The organism is Mesorhizobium sp. RSR380A (genome assembly GCF_054719385.1).
On sequence record NZ_JBTTIB010000001.1, the window covers coordinates 5,715,885 to 5,736,426 of the forward strand.

At 62.2% G+C, this 20,542-nt stretch carries 17 protein-coding genes; 6 read left to right on the forward strand and 11 right to left on the reverse strand.

All coding sequences use genetic code 11. The annotated features are described in order from the left end of the window. Positions 1-94 precede the first annotated feature (94 nt). Together ACYG9Z_RS27770 and ACYG9Z_RS27775 are read right to left on the reverse strand one after the other, a co-directional pair. Positions 95-1,471 (reverse strand): NAD(P)/FAD-dependent oxidoreductase, encoded by a 1,377-nt coding sequence (locus ACYG9Z_RS27770; protein ID WP_023752245.1) that lies wholly within the window; start codon positions 1,469-1,471, stop codon positions 95-97. 30 nt (positions 1,472-1,501) lie between these two features. After that, positions 1,502-2,329, reverse strand: a complete 828-nt coding sequence (locus ACYG9Z_RS27775; protein WP_023734367.1) for a DUF2243 domain-containing protein — start codon at positions 2,327-2,329, stop codon at positions 1,502-1,504. Between the two features lie 311 nt (positions 2,330-2,640). Between ACYG9Z_RS27775 and ctaD the strand changes: the two genes are divergently transcribed. Further along, positions 2,641-4,299: a cytochrome c oxidase subunit I gene (ctaD, locus tag ACYG9Z_RS27780; RefSeq protein ID WP_023734368.1), complete on the forward strand. Its 1,659-nt coding sequence runs from the start codon at positions 2,641-2,643 to the stop codon at positions 4,297-4,299. Between the two features lie 103 nt (positions 4,300-4,402). On the opposite strand, the gene sdhD is transcribed toward ctaD, so the two are convergent. Continuing rightward, a complete protein-coding gene (gene sdhD / locus ACYG9Z_RS27785; protein WP_027050929.1) occupies positions 4,403-4,792 on the reverse strand; it encodes a succinate dehydrogenase, hydrophobic membrane anchor protein in 390 nt (129 codons plus the stop codon). Positions 4,793-5,357: 565 nt separating this feature from the next. Here sdhD and cphA point away from each other — a divergent pair. The 3 genes from cphA to ACYG9Z_RS27800 are packed head-to-tail and all read left to right on the forward strand — an operon-like array spanning position 5,358 to position 9,948. Continuing rightward, a complete protein-coding gene (gene cphA / locus ACYG9Z_RS27790) occupies positions 5,358-8,228 on the forward strand; it encodes a cyanophycin synthetase (protein ID WP_245260860.1) in 2,871 nt (956 codons plus the stop codon). Next, positions 8,228-9,127 (forward strand): isoaspartyl peptidase/L-asparaginase family protein, encoded by a 900-nt coding sequence (locus ACYG9Z_RS27795; protein ID WP_023682456.1) that lies wholly within the window; start codon positions 8,228-8,230, stop codon positions 9,125-9,127. The genes cphA and ACYG9Z_RS27795 overlap by 1 nt, the downstream gene beginning before the upstream one ends. Continuing rightward, positions 9,124-9,948, forward strand: a complete 825-nt coding sequence (locus ACYG9Z_RS27800) for a cyanophycinase (protein WP_023682457.1) — start codon at positions 9,124-9,126, stop codon at positions 9,946-9,948. Before ACYG9Z_RS27795 ends, ACYG9Z_RS27800 begins: the two co-directional genes overlap by 4 nt. 197 nt (positions 9,949-10,145) lie before the next feature. On the opposite strand, the gene ACYG9Z_RS27805 is transcribed toward ACYG9Z_RS27800, so the two are convergent. Together ACYG9Z_RS27805 and ACYG9Z_RS27810 are read right to left on the reverse strand one after the other, a co-directional pair. Beyond that, positions 10,146-10,643, reverse strand: coding sequence for a hydrolase (locus ACYG9Z_RS27805; protein WP_023682458.1), 498 nt, complete (start codon positions 10,641-10,643; stop codon positions 10,146-10,148). 39 nt (positions 10,644-10,682) lie between these two features. Then, entirely contained in the window at positions 10,683-10,853 is a 171-nt protein-coding gene (locus ACYG9Z_RS27810; RefSeq protein ID WP_023672674.1) for a hypothetical protein, read from the reverse strand. Positions 10,854-11,788: 935 nt separating this feature from the next. Between ACYG9Z_RS27810 and ACYG9Z_RS27815 the strand changes: the two genes are divergently transcribed. Then, a complete protein-coding gene (locus ACYG9Z_RS27815; protein ID WP_023752246.1) occupies positions 11,789-12,613 on the forward strand; it encodes an SIR2 family NAD-dependent protein deacylase in 825 nt (274 codons plus the stop codon). 129 nt (positions 12,614-12,742) lie between these two features. On the opposite strand, the gene ACYG9Z_RS27820 is transcribed toward ACYG9Z_RS27815, so the two are convergent. From ACYG9Z_RS27820 to ACYG9Z_RS27830, 3 genes are all read right to left on the reverse strand, one after another. Then, positions 12,743-13,810 (reverse strand): M42 family metallopeptidase, encoded by a 1,068-nt coding sequence (locus ACYG9Z_RS27820; RefSeq protein WP_023682460.1) that lies wholly within the window; start codon positions 13,808-13,810, stop codon positions 12,743-12,745. Positions 13,811-13,856: 46 nt separating this feature from the next. Beyond that, positions 13,857-14,285, reverse strand: coding sequence for a GFA family protein (locus ACYG9Z_RS27825; RefSeq protein ID WP_050485925.1), 429 nt, complete (start codon positions 14,283-14,285; stop codon positions 13,857-13,859). 69 nt (positions 14,286-14,354) lie between these two features. Then, entirely contained in the window at positions 14,355-14,966 is a 612-nt protein-coding gene (locus tag ACYG9Z_RS27830) for an ATP-dependent Clp protease proteolytic subunit (RefSeq protein ID WP_023682462.1), read from the reverse strand. Positions 14,967-15,447: 481 nt separating this feature from the next. On the opposite strand from ACYG9Z_RS27830, the gene ACYG9Z_RS27835 reads away from it, so the two are divergent. Continuing rightward, the gene (locus ACYG9Z_RS27835; RefSeq protein ID WP_352862417.1) at positions 15,448-16,812 is read left to right on the forward strand and encodes a Do family serine endopeptidase; all 1,365 of its coding nucleotides are present in this window, start codon (positions 15,448-15,450) and stop codon (positions 16,810-16,812) included. A 201-nt stretch (positions 16,813-17,013) separates the two neighbouring features. On the opposite strand, the gene ACYG9Z_RS27840 is transcribed toward ACYG9Z_RS27835, so the two are convergent. From ACYG9Z_RS27840 to ACYG9Z_RS27850, 3 genes are read right to left on the reverse strand one after another with little or no spacing between them, the layout of a single operon-like run. After that, positions 17,014-17,979, reverse strand: coding sequence for an ABC transporter permease (locus tag ACYG9Z_RS27840; protein WP_023672667.1), 966 nt, complete (start codon positions 17,977-17,979; stop codon positions 17,014-17,016). Between the two features lie 3 nt (positions 17,980-17,982). Beyond that, the gene (locus ACYG9Z_RS27845) at positions 17,983-18,987 is read right to left on the reverse strand and encodes an ABC transporter permease (protein WP_023693472.1); all 1,005 of its coding nucleotides are present in this window, start codon (positions 18,985-18,987) and stop codon (positions 17,983-17,985) included. Beyond that, complete coding sequence (locus ACYG9Z_RS27850; RefSeq protein WP_023736594.1) at positions 18,984-20,528, reverse strand: sugar ABC transporter ATP-binding protein; 1,545 nt, start codon at positions 20,526-20,528, stop codon at positions 18,984-18,986. The genes ACYG9Z_RS27845 and ACYG9Z_RS27850 overlap by 4 nt, the downstream gene beginning before the upstream one ends. Positions 20,529-20,542 lie beyond the last annotated feature (14 nt).

A 20,542-nucleotide genomic window follows, 5' to 3' on the forward strand; every position in this document is an offset into this window, starting at 1 on the left:
ATCGAGGTTCGGGCTGCCGTGGGACGACGGGCCGTGGCGGAATCCAGAGCTGACGCCCGCATCGCCACTGTCTCCGAACTGAGCACCCGGCAATCTAGTCAGTGCGGGCGGGCAATGCCGGGGCAGGGTCTGCCTTGGGTGGCAGCGGCTCTCTCGGGACCGCTCCCGGCGACGATGTCGAACCCGGTTCGACTCGTTCCTCGGCGATAAGCCGGGCGCCACGCTCATAGGTCAGGTAGCGCCAGAGCCACTGGATCGAGACCTGAACGCGGTGCTGAAAACCGACGAGCAGGTAGACATGGATGAGCGCCCAGGCAGACCAGGCGATCCAGCCTTTCAGTTTCAGCCTGCCCGATTCGAACACGGCAGCGTGGCGGCCGACAATGGCCGTGTTGCCTCGATTGCTGAAGGCAAAAGCCGGCAGCGTGTCGCCAGTATCTATCCGGCGTGCCAGTGCCATGCCGAGGTGCTCGCCCTGCTGCTTGGCGACCTGGGCAAGACCTGGCAATGGCTGGCCGTTCCCATCGAGGACCAGTGCGACGTCGCCAAGCGCGAAGACATCGGGGTGGCCGACGACCTGCAGGTCGGATTCGACCTTCACCCGACCGCCGCGGTCGAGCCCGACACCGAGCTGGGCGACCAGCGGAGAAGCCGCCACCCCAGCGGCCCAGAGCGTCAAGGCCACCGGGATCACCTGGCCGCCGACGGTGATCTGATGCGCTTCGATCGCCTCGACCCGGTTGCCGAGCGCGACCTCGACGCCCAGGCTTTCAAGGCGCATACGTGCATATCTGGAAAGCTCCGGGGCGAATCCGGCAAGCAGACGCTCGCCGGCTTCTACCAGTATGATCCTTGTCTTCTCGGGCCGGATGTTGCGGAAGTCGCGCGCCAGTGTGTGCCGGCTGAGTTCGGCGATCGAGCCCGCCAGTTCGACACCCGTCGGGCCGCCGCCGATAATGGCGATCGTCATCAGCCGGGATTGCTCGACTGGATTGGTGGTCCGTTCCGCGTGCTCGAACGATAGCAGCAGCCGTGACCGGATCGTGCGCGCGTCCTCGATGGTCTTCAAGCCGGGACAAACCCGAGCCCAGCTCTCCTGGCCGAAATAGAATGGCTGCGAACCGGTGGCCAAGACCAGGATGTCGTAGGGGACCGTGGTCCCATCGGCCAGCACCAGTATCCTGGCCTCGGTGCCGATCTCGGTGACATCGCCGAAGAGGACCTGAACCGAGGGATAGCGGCCCAGGATCTTGCGGATGGGCTCGGCGATATCAGGCGCCGACAAGGCGGCGGTTGCAACCTGATAGAGCAAGGGCTGGAACAGGTGGTGATTGTGGCGGTCGATGATCGTCACCCCGATTTCCGCCTTGCCGAGCGCCTTGGCAACCTCCAGACCGGCAAAGCCTCCGCCGACCACGACGATGCGCGGTGTCAGGCTCCGGCCGTGGCTGCTCTCGGTGGCGAATTGCATGCTTGATACTCCCCTATCCCTGTCCGGAAGTCATAGCCTGGCAGGAGTGCCACGCTGCTGGCTGGAGCTACTGCTCACTCCGGCGGCATCGGTCCAGGCAAGGCATCCGGCAATGACAGGCGTCGTGCTGACCACCAAGGCGCCGCGCGCGTGAAGGGCTACCAACCCGCGCCATGAGACGCGGTCGACCGCCCAGATGGTGCCGCTGGCGTCGACCCATTTGAGATGGGCGTCGGCGACTTCAACGGCCCGCATCATCGCCGCCGGTTCCATCCCGACACGAAAGACGATGATGGAATTGGCGGCGCCGTTGAAGAACGGGCCGGCGCCGGCTGCCAATCCCGCGAGCAGGACGATGCTGGTAAGCGCTGCCGAAGCACCGCGTGCCGGTCCGCCGCGGTTGGGCAGCACCAGCACCAACACAAGCGGCACGATGCCGAAGATGACCAGCCACGCAATATCCCAGGCGAGCGGCAAGTCGCTGTTCATCTTGATCCGGTGCAGACCCAGCAGCCAGTGAAACACGACGGCATCAACGACATGCCAGACGCCGAACCCGGCGAAGGCGAGCCGCAGGATCTCCGTGGTGGTCCCGGGCCGCGCGCCGGCCGCCCTCGCGGCCACCAGCAGCACCGTGCCGGCGACGGCGAGCACATACATGAAAAGATGGAAGAGGCCGTCGGCCATGATCTGGAAGCGCAGGTCGGAACCCGCCGGATCGGCGACGCCCGAGAGAAGATGATGCCATTGCAGGATCTGATGCAGGACGATGCCGTCGAAGAAACCGCCGAGCGCGAAGCCGAGCAGCAGCCAGCCGGCTCGCGTCCTCGGGTCGAGTGTCGCGGTGATCGCGTCCATGTCAGGACCACCGGCTCCAGGCCGGGGCGTTCAGTTGCCTGGGCACCGACATGTCCGGCGGCGTGGGGTCATGGAGACCATGACGCGCCTCGAGCCAGAAGGCGGATATCAGCCCACCAACCACCGTCGTCAGAACCAGGGTCGCAGCAATTATCGCCAGCATGGACGTCGATCCTCAGCCGCGCAGGGTCGGCCGCGCGGAACCTAACAGCGACTTCCGTGGAATGTTCCTACCGCCGGTTCGGTGGAGGGAACAATCAAGTTCCAGCACGGTTCGATGCTGGCGACGGACGGCTCAAGCGGAGAAGGTCATGAACGAATATACGGCGGCAGATCCGGACGGTCTCGACAGCCACCAGCCGACCGGCATCACCCGATGGCTGTTTTCGACCAACCACAAGGACATCGGCTCACTCTATCTGGTCTTCGCTTTCATCGCGGGGGTGATCGGCATGCTCTTGTCGGTGAGCATGCGAATCGAGCTGCAGCAACCCGGGATCCAGTTTTTCCCCGGACTGGCGTCGATGATCTACGGTTACCAGGGCGACGCGGCGATCGACGCCGGCAAGCAGCTTTACAACGTCTTCACCACGGCCCACGCGCTGATCATGATCTTCTACACTGTGATGCCCGCCCTGATCGGCGGCTTCGCCAACTGGATGGTTCCGATCATGATCGGCGCCCCCGACATGGCCTTCCCGCGCATGAACAACATCTCGTTCTGGCTGCTGCCGCCGGCATTGATGCTGCTTTTATTGTCGATCTTCATGCCCAGCGTCCCCGGCGGCTATGGCCCTGGGACCGGCTGGTTCCTGTACCCGCCGCTGTCGACCTCCGGCCATCCCGGTCCCGCCGTGGATCTGGTCATCCTGTCTCTGCACATTGCGGGCGCCTCTTCGATCCTGGGAGCCATCAATTTCATCACCACCATCTTCAACATGCGCGCGCCGGGGATGACCCTGCACAAGATGCCCCTGTTTGTGTGGTCGATCCTCATCACCGCCTTCCTGCTGCTGCTGGCTCTGCCGGTGCTGGCCGGCGCCATCACCATGCTCCTGACCGACCGCAATTTCGGAACCACGTTCTTCGCGCCGGACGGCGGAGGCGACCCGCTGCTGTACCAGCATCTCTTCTGGTTCTTCGGCCACCCGGAAGTCTACATCATGATCCTGCCGGCGTTCGGCATCGTCAGCCAGGTGATCTCGACCTTCTCGCGAAAGCCGATCTTCGGGTATCTCGGGATGGTCTACGCAATCGTGGCGATCGGGGTGATCGGCTTCGTCGTCTGGGCCCACCATATGTACACCAGCGGGATAGGCCTCGACACGCAGCGCTACTTCACCTTCGCCACGATGGTGATCGCAGTGCCGACCGGGATAAAAGTGTTCTCCTGGATTGCAACCATGTGGGGCGGTTCGGTCAGCCTGCGGACGCCGATGCTCTGGGCCCTCGGCTTCATATTCCTGTTCACCGTAGGCGGGGTGACGGGCGTTCAACTCGCAAATGCCGGCCTCGACCGTGAACTGCACGACACATACTTCGTCGTCGCGCATTTCCACTACATACTTTCACTGGGAGCGATCTTCGGCATCTTCGCGGGCTGGTATTACTGGTTTCCGAAAATGACGGGATATCTCTACAACCCGCTTCTGGCTGGGGTCCATTTCTGGACGACCTTCGTCGGCGTGAACCTCGTCTTCTTCCCCCATCACTTCCTTGGATTGGCTGGCATGCCGCGTCGTTATGTCGACTATCCCGACGCATTCGCCGGCTGGAACATGGTGTCCTCGTATGGATCGTACCTGTCGGCCGCGAGTGTCGTGATTTTCCTCTTCGGCATCTTGGAAGCTTTCTACCGGCAAAGAGCCGCCGGCATGAACCCATGGGGGCCAGGAGCTACCACATTGGAGTGGGAGCTGACCTCTCCACCCCCTTTCCATCAATGGGACAGGCTGCCGCAAATCAGATGAGGCCGGGTTGTCGAACTCCTTTGCGCAAGCCAGCCCGGTTCGCCGCTGAGGCGAACTTCAGCCTGCTGGTGGCAGACGTTGGCTGCAGCTGAGAACCGGATCGCTATCTGAAGCTGATTAACAGCACAGCGAACAAGCTTGCGAGCGCGACTGCCCAGCAGAATAACCAATTGGCGATCAGAAGAAGCGATTTGAGCACGGTGGCATGGCAGTAATCTTCGATGATCGATTGCATTCCAAGCCGCATGTGAACGCAGCTTACGAGAATGAAGCCAATAAGGGCTGGCGCGACATAGATCGATCCTACGACGCTGAGGACGGCGTCTCGAGGCTCACCGACCAGCATTATAACGACCGCGACGATGTAAATGACAAGGATCAACAGGGCAGCAGATGTCAGCCGCTCCAGCATGAACGTTTCGGTTCCGTGTTTCGCCGATCCAAGGCCCCGCACTCGAGCTAGCGGAGTTCTGATTGAGGGTCTGTCAGCCATGGCGTTTCCCCAAAACTACTTGGTTGCCTTGCGCGCAACTCAAGCTGTTGCTGTTTCGATGCCCGGGCCGTCGGTGCCGACGGATAGTGGGCAAGCACGGTCTCCAGTCGAACAAGGCGGGCTTTGTGGGCGTTCAGTTCGTATCCTGAACGCCATCCAATTTGCCTGGGTCTGCCATCTCTGCATAGCTCGCTTTCAAGCAGCGAGATACGAAGGCGGACCGCGTCGATCTCCTTGACGAGCGCGGCCTTCACCGATTTTCGACTCTGCATGGCTGTAGTTCCGGTGCAAGGATGGTTCCAAACCTGACGCGTCTGGAAATGTTCCCGGGTGCCGAAGGCGTGCTGAAGATTAATGCCTCAGTGCTGGACCCGCACAATGGGTCGCCATGAGCTAAAGCCGGGCACTAGCTCAACGGGCGCGATGTGCCCGGCGAATGCTTGTGAAAACGAGCGAATGCCTGGCCCGCCTCGTCCCGAGAGATAAGTAGCCCTCAGAACAGCGACCGCACGTGGCCGAGATGACCAGAGGGTGTTCTTGGGCCAACATATGTTAACGGCCACTTTTGTTTCTCTCTCCTGCAAAAATATTTGGGCTGAAAGAGCCGGGAACTAACCGATCCTCCGGATGTTGCGGAGTTAGTCAGGAGAAACGGACTATGTCGGACAAAGAAATTCATCGGGGCGCCTCGCGTTTTCGCCCTATCCGCGTCGTGGACGCCCGCGTGTTTCGCGGGCCGCACCTCTATAGTATGACGCCAATGGTCCAGATTCGGATCGACCTCGGAGCCCTTGAGGCGTTCCCGACAGACAAACTGCCCGGGTTTTCCGAACAAATCGTCCGACTGTTGCCCGGCCTTGCGGGCCATGGCTGCAGCTATGGCGCCGCCGGCGGCTTCGTCCGCCGCATGCAGGAAGGAACCTGGCTCGGCCACGTCGTCGAGCATGTCGCCCTGGAACTGCAGAGCATGCTCGGTCACCGGGTGACACGAGGAAAGACACGGTCGGTCAAAGGCAGTCCCGGCACTTATAACGTCATGTTCGCCTACAAGGATGAGCTTGTCGGGCTGCTCGCCGGACGCGTCGCGCTCGAACTGGTGGACAGCCTGCTGCCGGCCAATCTGCATGGTGTCGAGGGGCTCGGCGACATTGCGGAAACGCAGGGGCCATTCGAGTTCGCAGCCAGGCTGCAGCAGCTCAAGCGTCTGGCCGCCGAGCGTGCCTTGGGGCCTACGACTGCTTCCTTGGTGCGCGAGGCCGAGAGGCGGGGCATACCCGCCGCGCGGATCGACGACAGCAGCCTCGTGCTGTTTGGTCACGGAAAGCATCAGAAGCGGATCCGCGCCAGTTGCAGCGACCTCACTTCCGAGATTGCGACCGAGATCGCCTCGGACAAGGACCTGACCAAATTCCTGCTGCAACAGGCCGGCCTGCCGGTGCCACGCGGGGAGCTGGTGCGATCGGCGCAGGACGCAGTCGCGGCGGCAGCACGGCTGGGCTACCCCGTGGTCACCAAACCACTCGATGGCAATCATGGAAGCGGCGTCAACATCGGTCTGGCAACAGAAGACGAGGTCCGCTGGGGCTTCGAACAGGCGCGAGAACACAGCCGTAGCGTTATAGTCGAGCAGCATTTCGTCGGCTCGGACCACAGGATCCTGGTGATCGGCGGAAAGGTGGTGGCGCTCGCCGAGAGGGTTCCGGCCCATGTGGTCGGCGATGGCCGGAGTTCTGTCGCCGAGCTCGTCGAGGAGACGAACCGCGACCCACGAAGGGGAGAGGGCCATTCCTCGGTATTGACCCGCATCGAGATCGACGAATGTGTCGAGCATTTCCTGTCAAAATCGCAGCTCACCCTGGCGAGCGTTCCAGCGCCGGGTCAAATGGTGCTCTTGCGGCCCACCGCCAATCTCTCCACCGGTGGGACCGCGATCGACCGAACGGAAGAAATCCATCCCGAAAACGCGCTGATCGCCAGGCGGGCGGCACAGATCGTCGGCCTCGACATTGCCGGGATCGACTTCGTCTGTCCCGACATCTCACGGCCGGTGAGCGAAACCGGCGGCGGCATCATAGAGGTGAATGCCGGTCCTGGCTTTCGCATGCATCTCGAACCCTCGTCGGGGCGCGCCCGCAACGTCGCACGGCCCGTGCTCGATCTTCTCTTCAAAGGCGGCAAGGACGGCCGGATTCCGATCTTCGCGATCACCGGGACCAACGGCAAGTCGACCACTGCCAGAATGCTGGCGCACATCCTGCAGGCGAATGGCGCAACCGTCGGGCTCACCTCGACCACCGGCGTGTACCTGAACGGCGAACGAATCATCACAGGCGATTGCTCAGGCCCGCAGAGCGCCAGGATCGTGCTGCGCGAGCCGGGTGTCGATGTCGCGGTGCTGGAATGTGCACGCGGCGGCATCCTGCGCGAAGGGCTTGCCTTCGATGCATGCGATGTTGGCGCGGTGCTGAACGTCCACGGCGATCATCTCGGGCTGAGGGGCATCGACACAATCGAGGACCTGGCGGAGGTGAAATCGGTCGTGGTCGAGTCCGTCCGCCGCGGCGGATGGAGCATTCTCAATGCCGACGACGTCCATACGTCCGCAATGTCGCGCGATGCCGGCGGCAGGATCTGCTACTTCTCGCTGGCGAGCAGGAGCGAGTGGCCCGGTTTCTTGCGCAGCCACCTGGCGGAAGGCGGCCGCGCCGTGACGCGGGAGCCCAGCAGCGACGGCTGGGACATTTTCATCCACGAGGATGGGGAATCGATGTTCTTGATGAGCGTCGACGAAATTCCCGCGACCTTCGAGGGTTCGGCCGAATTCAACGTTGCCAACAGCCTGGCAGCCGTCGCCATGGCGCATTGCCACGACGTTCCGGCGGCAACGATCCGGGCGGCGCTGGCCGAGTTTGGCACCTCGTTCGAGCAATCTCCCGGTCGCCTCAACGTCTTCGACGGACATGGTTTCCGCACCATCGTCGACTATGCGCACAATCCGGAGGGGCTGAAGGCGCTCGGAAAGCTCGTTTCCCACATGAGGCGCGGCTATCAGCGCACGATCGGCCTGGTCGCCATACCGGGCGACCGCCGCGATTGCGACATACGCGAGATGGGCGCGATCGCTTCGCGGATATTCGACGTCATCGTCTTCAAGGAGGATGAGCAGGAGCTGCGCGGCCGAGCCCCCGGAGCGATCGCCGGCTTGCTGCGGGAAGGTGCCTTGAACGCCGGCTGCGCCCCAGGCCGCATTCACGCCGTCTGTCCCGAGAAGGAGGCCGTCGACGTGTGTCTCAGGCTTGCACGGGAAAACGACCTTGTCGTGCTGACCGTCGACGACGTTGAAGCCGTGTGGCGGCAGGTAACCGGCTTCGGAGGCGCGACGCCTTCGAGGGGAGGGCCCGATCAGACCCATATTCGCCATCTGAGGGCTGGCTGATGTGGTCGCTGATCCTGCACGGCGGCGCCAAGGAGATCGATCCGCAAGAGGAGGAGGCGCATCGCAACGGATGCATCGAGGCACTCGAGGCAGGTCGGGCCGTCCTGGCCGGCGGCGGAACGGCGGTCGATGCCGTGGAAGCGGCCGGTCGCATCCTCGAGGCGGACCCGACGTTCAATGCGGGATATGGAAGTGCCCTCAATTCGGACGGCGAGGTCGAGATGTGCGCTGGCCTGATGGAGGGCAGGGACTTCAATGTGGGTGCCGTCGCAGTGATCAAGGGCGTGCGCCATCCAATCAGTGTCGCGAAGGCAATGCTGCATGAGGAGCCGATCCTGCTGGCGTCGGAGGGGGCCCGGCGTTTCGCCGCCGACAAGCAGCTGGAGCTTTGCGATCCGGCGGATTTGATCACGCCGCAGCAGCGCGACGCCTCCAGCAAGTCGGAGGCGAAGGATACGATCGGTGTGGTTGCCCTGGATCAGTACGGGGACATCGCCGTGGGCACTTCGACCGGCGGACTGGACGGCAGTGCTCCGGGTCGTGTGGGGGATTCTCCGCAACCCGGTTGCGGCTACTATGCCGACAACCGGTTGGGAGCCGTCGCCTTCTCGGGAGACGGTGAGCATATTGCGCGAAAGGCTCTCGCGGCCCGTGTCATGCAGTCACTCTCGGCGCGGCAGGCATTGTCCTCGGGACAGGCTGAAGGCGGCCTGGAGCAGGTGCTGAATCCCGCGCTCAAGGAAGTCGAGGCGATCGGCGGCGAAGCCGGAGCCATCGTGCTTACCGCGACCGGCGTGTCTGGATGGGCGCATAACAGCAGGGAGTTCGCAGTCGCTTTCATGACCAGCGAGGACAACCACCCGCACGTTTTCCTGCGCAAGAAAGACGTGGGCAAATGACCGACAAGAAGAAAAAACGATCCTCGAACGGTAAAGCTGGAACGCTCGTCATCATCGGCGGCCACGAGGACCATGATGGCGATCGTGTCATCTTGAAGGAGGTAGCGAGCCTGGTTCCGAACGGCCGCCTGGTGCTTGCCACCATCGCGTCTCATGAGCCGGATGGCTATCTCGAGAAGTATCAGAGGTCCTTCGGTGAGCTGGGCATCAAGGATGTCATCGAACTCTACGTCAACGACCGCCTCGAGGCAGCTCATGAAAAGAAAATAAGTGCGCTCGCAAACGTGAGCGCGGTGTTCTTCTCCGGCGGCGACCAACTCCGGATCACCAGCCAGATCGGCGACACGCCCATCGACGAGCGGGTGCACGAAATCTATGAAGCCGGCGGCGTCATTGCCGGCACCTCCGCGGGCGCGTCGGTCATGAGCGACACGATGATGGTGAAGGGGCCGAACGCAGCCTCCTTTCGGATCGGCCACATTCGGATGGCGCCGGGACTGGGCCTGCTGCCGAATGTAATTATCGACCAGCACTTTGCGGAACGGGGCCGCATTGGGCGGCTCATCGGGGCGGTGTCGCAGAACCCGCGCGTCCTCGGCATCGGCATCGATGAAGACACCGCGATCGTGGTGAAGGGCGAGATGTTCAAGGTCATCGGCAGCGGCGCTGTCTATCTGGTCGATGCAGCCGGCGTGACGCATTCCAACATCGCGGAAGGTGAGCCTGATGCCGCCCTTTCCATCCATGATCTTAGGGTTCACGTGCTGAGCTCAGGCGACGGGTTCGATCTCGCGCTGCGACGGCCGGTAGGGCTTCCGTAAGACTTCGCCACACTCAAGCTGATGGTGCGGCGCGGTCCGCGTACCGCGAAAACCGCATATATGAAGCAGTTCTCCTATTTGAAGTCGCCCAACCAGAATTGTCGCATTGTTGCGGGTCCGGCAGGATTACAGACGGCCTCTCGTCGGCTCCAATCCCGCTAAGCTGAAGACCTTCGCTCGCCCGGCGTTCTGTCGGGCTAACCCCGCCGGCGACTGGCCTGAATGGCAGCAAAGGTTACCGGACGAAACCCCCATGCGTCGACGCCGACATCATGCTGGCGCGTCATCGGCTTCAGACGACCGTGCGAATGACCGTGCAGGTTTACCGACCTCTTGCCGATCTGGTTCCAGGTGCGAAAAGGATAGTGGCACAGAACCAGCAAGCTGCCCTCGACAAGAAGCTCCATGTAGTGGTGCACGCTCGCCCAGGCCGGGTCGCCAATGGTGGCGGCGCCATCATTGTTGCCAATTATCAGGTGCTTGGACCCGTTAAGAGACGACAGCAGTGAAGACACGGTCTCGGCTGGACCCTTGGCGAAATCGCCGAGGTGCCAGACCTCGTCGTTCGGGCCAACCGTTTCGTTCCAAAACGCAACCAGCGCCTGGTCATGATCGACCAACGAGGCGAAGGGACGCCGGTCGAGGCGCAGAATGCGCGGATCGTTGAAATGCGTATCGGAAGTGAAGAAGATCATGCGCCGCGGCCGGCTGCGACGCGCGACCGGCGATCGCGTCTAACTGCCGGAGCGCTCTTCGGCTTCATCATCGATCCCGATCGGGGCTTCCCTAAGCATCTTGAGTGCCTCTTCCTTCGTAAGGCCGCACTTGCGCGCGAAGTAGAGCGCCTCGATCGCCTTTTCGCGATCCGCCGTGGATTTTGCGTGCTGTTTGGGCTTTTTGCCCATCGTTCTCTGCCACCTTCCGAGGCCACCAAACCATCACAGTGCCGCGTTGTTCCCGTGCATCGGCTGACCTGCCGGACTGCGCGAATGCCGATGTCGCCGGCATCCCGCGAGCCCCGGACAGCGCGTATATCAGCCGGCTCGCGACAACGGCGGAGCGACTCCAACCCCGACAGCGTGAATTCAAACGAAAGCCCGCGCCGTGGGAGGGGCCGGCGCGGGCGATCGGGCTACCGATCTTGCAGCGCGGGCGTCGACCGCTGCATGGCTCGAACTGTGCAAGCGAGCATTTGTTCCGGGCCGCATGCAAAGCATCGGCGTTTCATTGCAATTCTGGGGGACACAACCAGCATTTCGCTTCAGTCCGCCGCCGATGTGGGAGGATGAATACCGCCTTGCGCTAATTCGTCCGCCCTGGACACGAAACCAACCGCGCATTGAGCGCGTAGCTTCGGCGATTTAAAAACACCTGCACTGGAATATTTCCGGGCGCATGGAACATCTCCGGCCGCTGATGTTTAGGCCGGAATGACGATGATCTCTGTTCTTACAATGATTTACTCTCTCGCCATCTTTATCGGCGCGAAGCGGCGCAACCTCTTGGTGAATGCGAAACTCGATAGAGTTTTGCGCAATATGGCTGGCGCAGAACTGAATCAACGTGGCCAGTAAACCGCAACACCGCCGGTTCCAGTTCACAGCCAGTGTCCTCGCGGCCGCTACCTCGGTTCGGGTGGCAAGCGGCTCGGCAGGACTGCAAGGGCCGCCCCCTCTGGGCTGGCTGGTGCGTGGTCGATCCGATTTCGTCGATGAGGGCGGAGCACGATGCTCCCGCAGTGCGCCGTGCTGGCTCGAATTGCGGGGCCGCGTCCACGATCCGCTCACGGGGCACGCACCTTTAGGTCCGGCCCACGCGAGTGGCTTCGGAGGACCTATCCATGAACGATGATGATCCTATAAATTCGCTCGCCAATGCAATTCGTCATCGCAGCGCAATTTTGTTTGTGGGGGCGGGGGTATCGATCAGCGTCGGACTTCCGTCTTGGGAGAAGCTCATCGAGCGAATGGCAAAGGAGCTCGGCGTCGACGATGAATTTTCCACGCGACGCGATCGTTTTCAGACCTTGGCCGAATACTATCGGATCAAGCATGGCAGCATCGGACCACTTCGCAGTTGGATGGACAGAAACTGGTCTGTCGCCAAGGAACGGATCGAGAAATCGGAATTGCACCGTCTCATCGTGACGCTCGATTTTCCCGTCATCTATACGACGAACTATGACCGGAACCTGGAACTCGCTTTTGAAATCCACGGTCGAGAGTACGTGAAAGTGGCCAACGCACGGCACGTTGCGCAGGCCCGTCGAGGCATAACGCACATCGTGAAATTTCACGGCGACTTTGACGAGGACTCTTCCCTTGTCCTCACCGAAACCGACTATCTTGACCGCCTGTCCTTCAATTCTCCCCTTGATGTCCGCTTTCGCTCCGACGCTCTCGGCAGCACGATCCTGTTCATTGGCTATAGCCTCTCCGATCCAAACATCCGGCTGCTGTTGCACCGGCTTTGGCAAACCTGGCACCGGTCTGGATATGAGAAAGATCGTCCCCCTTCGTTCATCTTCATGCCCAGCCGCAACCCTGTGGAGGAGGCCGTGCTTGGGCGCTGGGGTATTTCGGTGCTCGTTGGCGCAGGTGATGATCCTGAAGCCGCTCTGACGGATTTCCTCAGGCGTTTGGTGGAAGCGGTCGCGGTGACCTGAGGCGCGCTCCCCAGTGGACCGTGGTTGGGTTTTCGCAGGTGCGCGGTGACCGACGAACCGGGCGGTGGCCGACAGGCGCCAGATCGGCGACTGTTGGAGCCACGACTTCCACAATCAATCCCGCAGCGATCATCTTGGCGTGAAGTCGATCTCCGGCGTCAATTGCCGGCAATATGCACAAACCAAGTCAATCGTCGTTTGCACATCATCCAAGCAAACAACTTCGGACGGGGTATGCATGTAACGCAAAGGCACGGAGAGCACCCCACTTGCGACGCCGCCGCGGTTCTGCTGCATGACACGCGCGTCGGTAGGGCTTGAGCTGCCCACCGCCTGAAACTGATAAGGCAGGCCCTCTTTCTCGGCCACCGACTTCAGCAGATTGAACACCACCGGGTTGGTGTTCGCGCCTTGAGTGATTGCCGGCCCTTTCCCAAGGTCCAGTTTGCCCTGATCCTCGGCGCGAGCGCGCGGATAGTCCATCGCCACGCCCATATCGATTGCGAGGCCGGTTCGAGGCGCGATATTGAACGCCGAGGTCATCGCGCCTCGGGAACCGATTTCCTCTTGAACCGTACCCAGGATATAGAGCCCCACGCCGGGGTGAACGCCTCCCTCCTCAGAGAGGCAGCGCAGCACCTCGGCGCCGATGAGGAGGCCGACCTTGTTGTCGAACGCTCGTCCGACAGCAAGGTTGCCCTGGAGCGCTGCAAACTCGCCATGGATAGTCACCGCGCTGCCGACCTCTACGACCTTCAACGCTTCCTCTCGCGAACTCGCGCCGATATCGATCCACAGTTCCATCAGCGAGGGTGTTTGAGACGTGTCAGAGGCTTTGAAGGTCTGGATTGCTTTGCGACCCACGACCCCCAGGATCGGCTCTTTGCCGTGCACCCAGACACGCTGGCCGATTTCAGTGGCAACGTCCGTTCCACCTATGGTGCTGAAGAACAGAAAACCGTCATCGTCGATGTAGTGGACGATGAAGCCGACCTCATCCATGTGCCCGGCATACATGAAGCGCATAGACGCCTCAGGATTGATGATCGCTGTGACATTGCCCATGACGTCCGTCGTCAACCTGTGGGCATACGGACGAACATACTCGCGGAAAAGCTCCGCTACAGGTTGCTCAAAGCCGCTCGGCGACGGGGTCGCCACAATTTTCTTCAAGAACTTGAGTGATTCATCGCGCATGAAGCTGACTTTCACAGTTCATGGGTGGAGGGCCATTCGAGCATGGTCATACTCGTCGGGCTTCGCGCCAATTTTGGCCTTCTTCGGTGCGATCGCCCGCGAATTGGTCAGCCCAAGGCAGGTTGTGGAGCCAGGCTTCGCGCCGGGGGGTCCAAAGCTCGTATGCCGGGAGAAGGTCGTTTGGCGCATCATCGAGAGTGCCGATCATGATCTCGGCTTCGTCGTCGCGGAGGTTCACCACGCGCGACCCGCATGCCGGACAAAAACCTCTGCCGTTGAATGCAACAAGCTCGCCCTTGCACTGGTAAGCCGACCGCGGCCACACGGCAAAGGCACTGTAGGTGCTGCCGCTGGTTCTCTTGCAATCCTGGCAATGACACAAGCCAACGCGCAACGGCGCGCCGGTGACAACATACCTCACAGACCCGCAAAGACAGCCGCCGGTCCGCTCTATCTTTTCAACCTTGCCGTTCATGGTCGCCGGAGCCATGAGTGAGGGAAGCGTGTTGGACTCGGCTCTGCCGTTTGCATCCGAGGCGTCAAGTTAATCGGCAATGTCTTCAACAAGGCCCAACTCCAAAGCTCTGGCTGCCATCAGGTAGCAGTTGGTCAAGGCATGGTCGCGCAGCTCTTCCAGCGATGTTCGAGAACCTTGGACGAGATCGGCGAACCCTTCATTCTCGAGTCGCTCTGCCGTTTCCAACAGCGCAAGTTGTTCGCGAACGATCTGAAGACAGCTTCGAATTGGTCCATTCAGAACCAAGTCTTTCTCAAGCCTTCTTTCATGAATCAGCAGGACTGCTTGCGGGCAAAGGAACCTGCAGGCTTTCGGGAAAGCGGCAAGGACCGTTACCCCGGCAGAGTAAACCGTATTCTTGCCAATGATGTAGCCGTTGCGGCCCGAGTGTTTCAGAAAAAGCTTGAACTCTAGAGCTAGACGTCGCGCGCCGTCGGCGTCGCCTCCGGGCGTGTCGATTTCAACGTAGAGATCGTCTTCCCCGGAACGCACGGCTTTCAAATCGTCCAAGGCTTTGGTGACGACAGTGTCATCAATCAAGCCGTGTATACGCAAGTTTGGATCGAACAAAAGCCGGTGAAGGTCTGGAGCGGGCGGCGGGGAGACGGTGTGTTCGGCTGACTGGGGCAACAGATCCATATAGACATCCTCACTATGGGGGCCGAACTTAGTTGGTACCCTTTTGTTCCCTTGAGGGAGTTCGAGCGGCGGTGATCACGACCGCGTCTCTCTGCGGCTGTTGAGCTCCCTCTTGCATTGCAGATCGTTTTCGCACCAGGCCCGGTAGAGGCACCTCAGCCGCTGGGTTGGCTCCATGGGCATATCGGGCATTTGCCGGAGCTGACGCAGTCGCTTTGCTGACTTCTGCCACGTCCGGGACCAGTCCTGTGGACGGTTGAACTCGACGGCCTCAATGGTTCCCGGCTGCTGCCTTCCGGACCCCCGCGGTCGGGCTGTTTTTCCTGGCCGTGCCATTTTTCCGGGGGGCTGAAACAAACAGCTTTGTTGGCAGTTCTAGCGTCCGGAGCACCGGCTCCGCGCGGCGCGGCCGAGCGGCCGGGGCTGTCCGGCAGGAGGTCCAGCAATGTCTCACGATATGCAAAGACGATTTGCAACGCGCTTGATCGCGGTTGCGCTGATGCTCTCGGCCAGTGGCGTGGCGCCTGTCCTGGCCCAGGATACCCCGACCGACTTCACGGCGATCATTCAGCAGAAATTGCCGGCCGTGGTCGCGATCACGACCCGGGAGGTTGTCCAGGAACAGACGACGGCGGGCGACTTTACAAGTCCGTTCGACGGCCAGGGCCTCGGACCCGTTCAGCCACAGGTGAGGGAGGCGCTTGGCTCCGGATTTGTGATCAGTCCCGACGGCTACATCGTCACCAACAACCATGTCGTTGCCGATGCGACAGAGATCCATGTCGTATTTTCCGACAAGGAAACGGCGCCGGCGCAATTGGTCGGCCGTGACCCCGCCACCGATATAGCGGTGCTGAAGGTCGACCCGCGGCCCAACATGACCACGACCAAATGGGGTGACTCGGATGCAATGCAGCCGGGCGCATGGACAATCGCGATCGGCAGTCCCTTCGGACTCGGAGGGACAGTCACTGTCGGCGTTCTGTCGGCCCGCTCGCGAGACATTCAAGCCGGGCCGTACGACGATTTTCTCCAGACGGACGCGTCGATCAATCGAGGCAACTCGGGCGGTCCGCTGTTCAACGCACGTGGCGAGGTGATCGGCGTCAACACCGCCATTGTCTCGCCGTCGGGCGGCAGCATCGGGATCGGATTTGCGGTGCCATCGCGCACCGCCCAGAGCATCGCCGACCAGTTGATTAGAACCGGCCGGATCGAGCGTGGCTTCATCGGGGTCCGCCTGCAGGACATCACGCCGTCGCTGGCTGAGGCCCTCGGGATGAAGGATGACAAGGGCGCGCTGGTTGCTTCGGTCGAGCCCGGCAGCCCGGCGGAGAAAGCCGGCTTGAAGCCGGGTGACGTGATCACCCGGTTCAACGGCAAGGGCATTGAGGGTGTCCATGACCTCACGCTTGCGACGGCTAGCCAGAAGCCTGGCAGCAAGGCCACTCTGACACGGAGTAACGGCGGCAAGGACCAGGAGATCGCGCTTGTCATCGGTGAGCGCAAGGATGCGGAGGTGAAGACCGGCGCTGTTCCCGACAAGAGGTCGGCGGCCGAAGGCCTCGGCCTATCGCTCAGCCAGATTCCGGATCAGGCGCGTCAGCAGCTCGGCATCAAATCAGGAACGACCGGCGTCTTCGTCGTGGAAGTGGTTCCCGATGGCCTTGCCGCCCGGAGCGGATTGCAGCCGGGCGATGTCATCATATCGGCCAACAATCGCCGCGTGACGGAGCCTTCGGACATCGTCGAGGAGTGGGCGAACTCTCGCCGGCAGAGCAAGCCCATCCTGTTTCGGCTGGAAAGGCAGGGGCAGTCCGTGTTCGTGGCGGTCGCCGGGAAATGACCGTCTCCAGGACGACCATGTGACTGCACCACGATCCGCTTGCGGATCCCGCTCCAAGGGTGTCGGACCCCAGGTGCACCGGGGAAGCATCGCCGCAGAAAGTCTGCGGGATGCGCTCATTGGGCCGGGTGCGCAACGCGCACTGATTCTGCAGCGCCAGAGCTCTTTTGAGCTCATCGTGCTCGAAGGCGCTCGCCATCCTCAGGCAGTTTCGCGCCTTGCCGTAAGCCGTGCCTGGAGAAGGACGACGACGAGCAAAAACAGCCCGCGGATCACCGACTGCCAGTAGGCTGACAGCGAAATCCAACCCATGCCGTTTTCGAAGTTCAGGACGTTGAAAAGGATCCCGAGCAACAGCACGCCGGCCAGCGTGGTCAACACCGAGCCCGAGCCGCCGGTCAGCAGCGTCCCGCCCACGACCACGGCTGCGATGGCAAACAGCTCCCAGCCGACGCCCTCGATCGGCTGGCCTGCGCCGAACTGAGAAGCGAGGACGACGCCGGCGAGCCCGGCCAGGCACCCGCTTGCGACATAGACGAGAAATTTGACGCGGTCAGTGCGCAGCCCCATCAGCCGCGAGGCATCCTCGCCACCGCCGATGGCCAGCACCGTCCGTCCCGTGCTGGTGTAGTTCAGGACCACTGAGCCGACGGCATAGGCAACCAGGGCGATGACTGCCGGAATCGGGAAAATCCAGAAATTCCCTTGGCCGATGGCGGTGAAACCCGAATCGTAAGACACCGAAACCGTCTGGTTGCCGGCCAGAAGCAGCGCCGAGCCGCTTGCGGCCAGCATGGTGGCAAGCGTGGCGATGAATGGCATCAGGTTGCCGCGTGTAACCAGGAGCGCGTTGATCAGCCCGGCTGCCAGGCCGGCGCCAACGCCCGCTGCAAGGCCTGCCACGATGCCGTGCGGGCTCGCCAGGGCTGACGCGACGCTGCCCAAGGCTGCGACGGAGCCGACGGACAGGTCTATGCCGCCGGTCATGATCACGAAGCACATGCCGAGCGCGACGAGCGCGAACATCGAGTTGTAGCGCAGAACGCTCATCACGTTGAAGAGGCCGAGGAAGCGGTCGTAGCGCAGGAATCCGAACAGGACGAGGGCTGCAAGCGCGATGACGACACCGTAAGTGCCGATGATGCGAACCAGTCTGGCGCTGTTCATGGATTACACCCGGTGTTGCTGCTGCAGCCAGACGGCGAATGCGATGATGCCGGCCTTGACGACGAGCGCAGCGGCGTCGGGTACGCCATTGGCGAGCAGCGTGTAGCGCACCAACTGGATGGTCAGTGCGCCCAGCAGGGTGCCGATGATTGTGGCCTTTCCGCCACTCAACAGCGTGCCGCCCACCGCGACCGCCGCGATGGCGTCGAGTTCCATGCCCAGCCCCACGAGATTGGCGTCGCTGGAGGAGTTGATCGCAATGACGACGAGACCGGCTAGCCCCGCGCACAGGCCGCTGATCGCATAGACAGCGAGCTTGATCCTCGATACGGCGATGCCGGCGAGTTCAGAGGCCTTTTCATTGCCGCCGACCGCCAGGATGCTTCGCCCGAACACCGTGCGGTGAAGGGCCCAAGCGGCCACCGCAACCAGCACGGCCATGATGATGACCTGCGCGGGAATGCCGAGCGGGCGGGCAAGTCCGATCCACTGGAATTGCGGCACGCGGAAGGTCTGCAGATTGCCGTTGGTCATGACCTGCGCGATCCCGCGCCCGGCGATGAACAGCACGAGCGTTGCGACGATCGGTTGGATGCGGAAACGCGAGACCAACCAGCCGTTGAACAGCCCGAACAGGCCGGCGACGAGGATCGAGGCAATCATCGCGACGGCTACCGCCAGATAGATGTTTCCGACCGGGAAGATCGTGCCCATGAAGATCATCGGCGCCAATGCGCCGGAGATCGCCATCAGCGAACCAACCGACAGGTCGATGCCGCCGGTGGCGATCACCAGGGTCATCCCCACCGCGACGATCACAATCGTGCAGACCTGGGTCAGGTTGACGTTGAGTGTCTGCAGAGTCGCGAAATTGCGCGTATAGGCAAGGTTGAAGACCACCAGCAGCACAAGCGCGATCACCGTGCCGTAGCGCGCCAGGAAACCGAACACATCAAAGCGGCGGTTTCCAGCGTCGTTGGCTGCGGATGGTGTGGCCAGATCGCTCACGCTGCCTCCTTCGCCGCGCCGCCATGCGCCATCGCCGCGAGCACGTCCTCCTCGTCGGCTGCCTGGCCTTCCAGTTCGGCCACCCTCACTCCTTCGCGCAGCACGAATATGCGGTCGGCTCCTTCCATCACTTCCTCGAGTTCCGAGGAGATCATCAGCACGCCGAGCCCGTCATCGGCAAGCTTGCGGATGAGGCGCTGGATCTCGGCCTTGGCCCCGACATCGATGCCGCGCGTCGGCTCATCGAGAATGAGCAGCTTCGGGTTCATTGCCAGCCAGCGGGCAAGCAGCACCTTTTGCTGGTTGCCGCCCGACAACTCGCGGACCTTCTGGTTAGGCCCCGAGCATTTGATGTCGAGTTCACGAATGAAGCGCTCGACGATCTCCTTCTGCCGGGCCTCGTTCAGGATGCCATTGCGGCTGATTTTCGGCAGCAGTGCCAGTGTTATGTTCTCCGCGACGGTCATTTCCGGCACGATGCCCTCGGCCTTGCGGTCCTCAGTGCAGAAGCCCATCCCTGCGGCGATGGCATCAGCGGCACGTGCGGGATGGTAGGACGCGCCCTCCATCGTCATCTCGCCTGCGCTCCGGCGGTCGGCGCCGAATACGAGGCGGGCTGTTTCGGTGCGGCCGGCGCCGAGCAAGCCGGCAAAGCCGGCGATCTCGCCGCGGCGCAGGTCGAAGCTCACGTCACGGACCAACTGGCCGGCTGCCAGCCTTTGCGCGGTAAACAGCACATCACCGATCCTCGACCGATCGCGTTCGCCGAACGCGGTCGCGTGGCCTTCGACGGCTGCGACGTCGCGGCCGAGCATGGCCGCGACCAGCTCCAGCTTGCCGATGTCGCTCATCGCCGCGCTTCGCACCGTGCGGCCGTCACGCATGATCGTGACCCGGTCGCAGACCTCGTACAACTCGTCGAGCTTGTGGCTGACGAACAGAACGGAGACGCCGTCGGCCTTGAGCTGACGGATAACGCTGAACAAGACCGAGACTTCACGCTCGTCCAGCGAGGAGGTCGGCTCATCCATGATCACGAGGCGGGCGGAAAAGCCGATGGCGCGGGCGATCGCCACCATCTGCTGCGTGGCGGTGTTGAAATCGCTGAGCGGGCGGCGCACGTCGATGCCCATCGAGAAGCGGCTGAGCAGGCGCTCGGCTTCCGCATGCATCGCGCTCCAGTCGAGCAGGCCGCGGCGGCGCTTCTCGCGTCCAAGGCAGATGTTCTCGGTCACCGAGCGCAGCGGTACGAGATTGATCTCCTGGTAGATGGTGCTGATGCCGCTGACCTGCGCCTGATGAGGAGACCCAACTTCGAACGGCTTCCGTTCGAACAGCACCTGCCCCGCATCCCGGCGGTAATAGCCGGTGAGCACCTTGATAAGTGTCGATTTGCCCGCACCGTTCTGGCCGATGAGTGCGTGGATCTCGCCCGGAAGAACCTGGAGCGAGGCATCGGCCAGGGCAGGGATGCCGGCAAAACGCTTCTGGATGTCACGCATGTCCAGGAGCAGCGCGGCTTGGTCCGGCTGAGCGGTCATCGTCAAACTCCCAA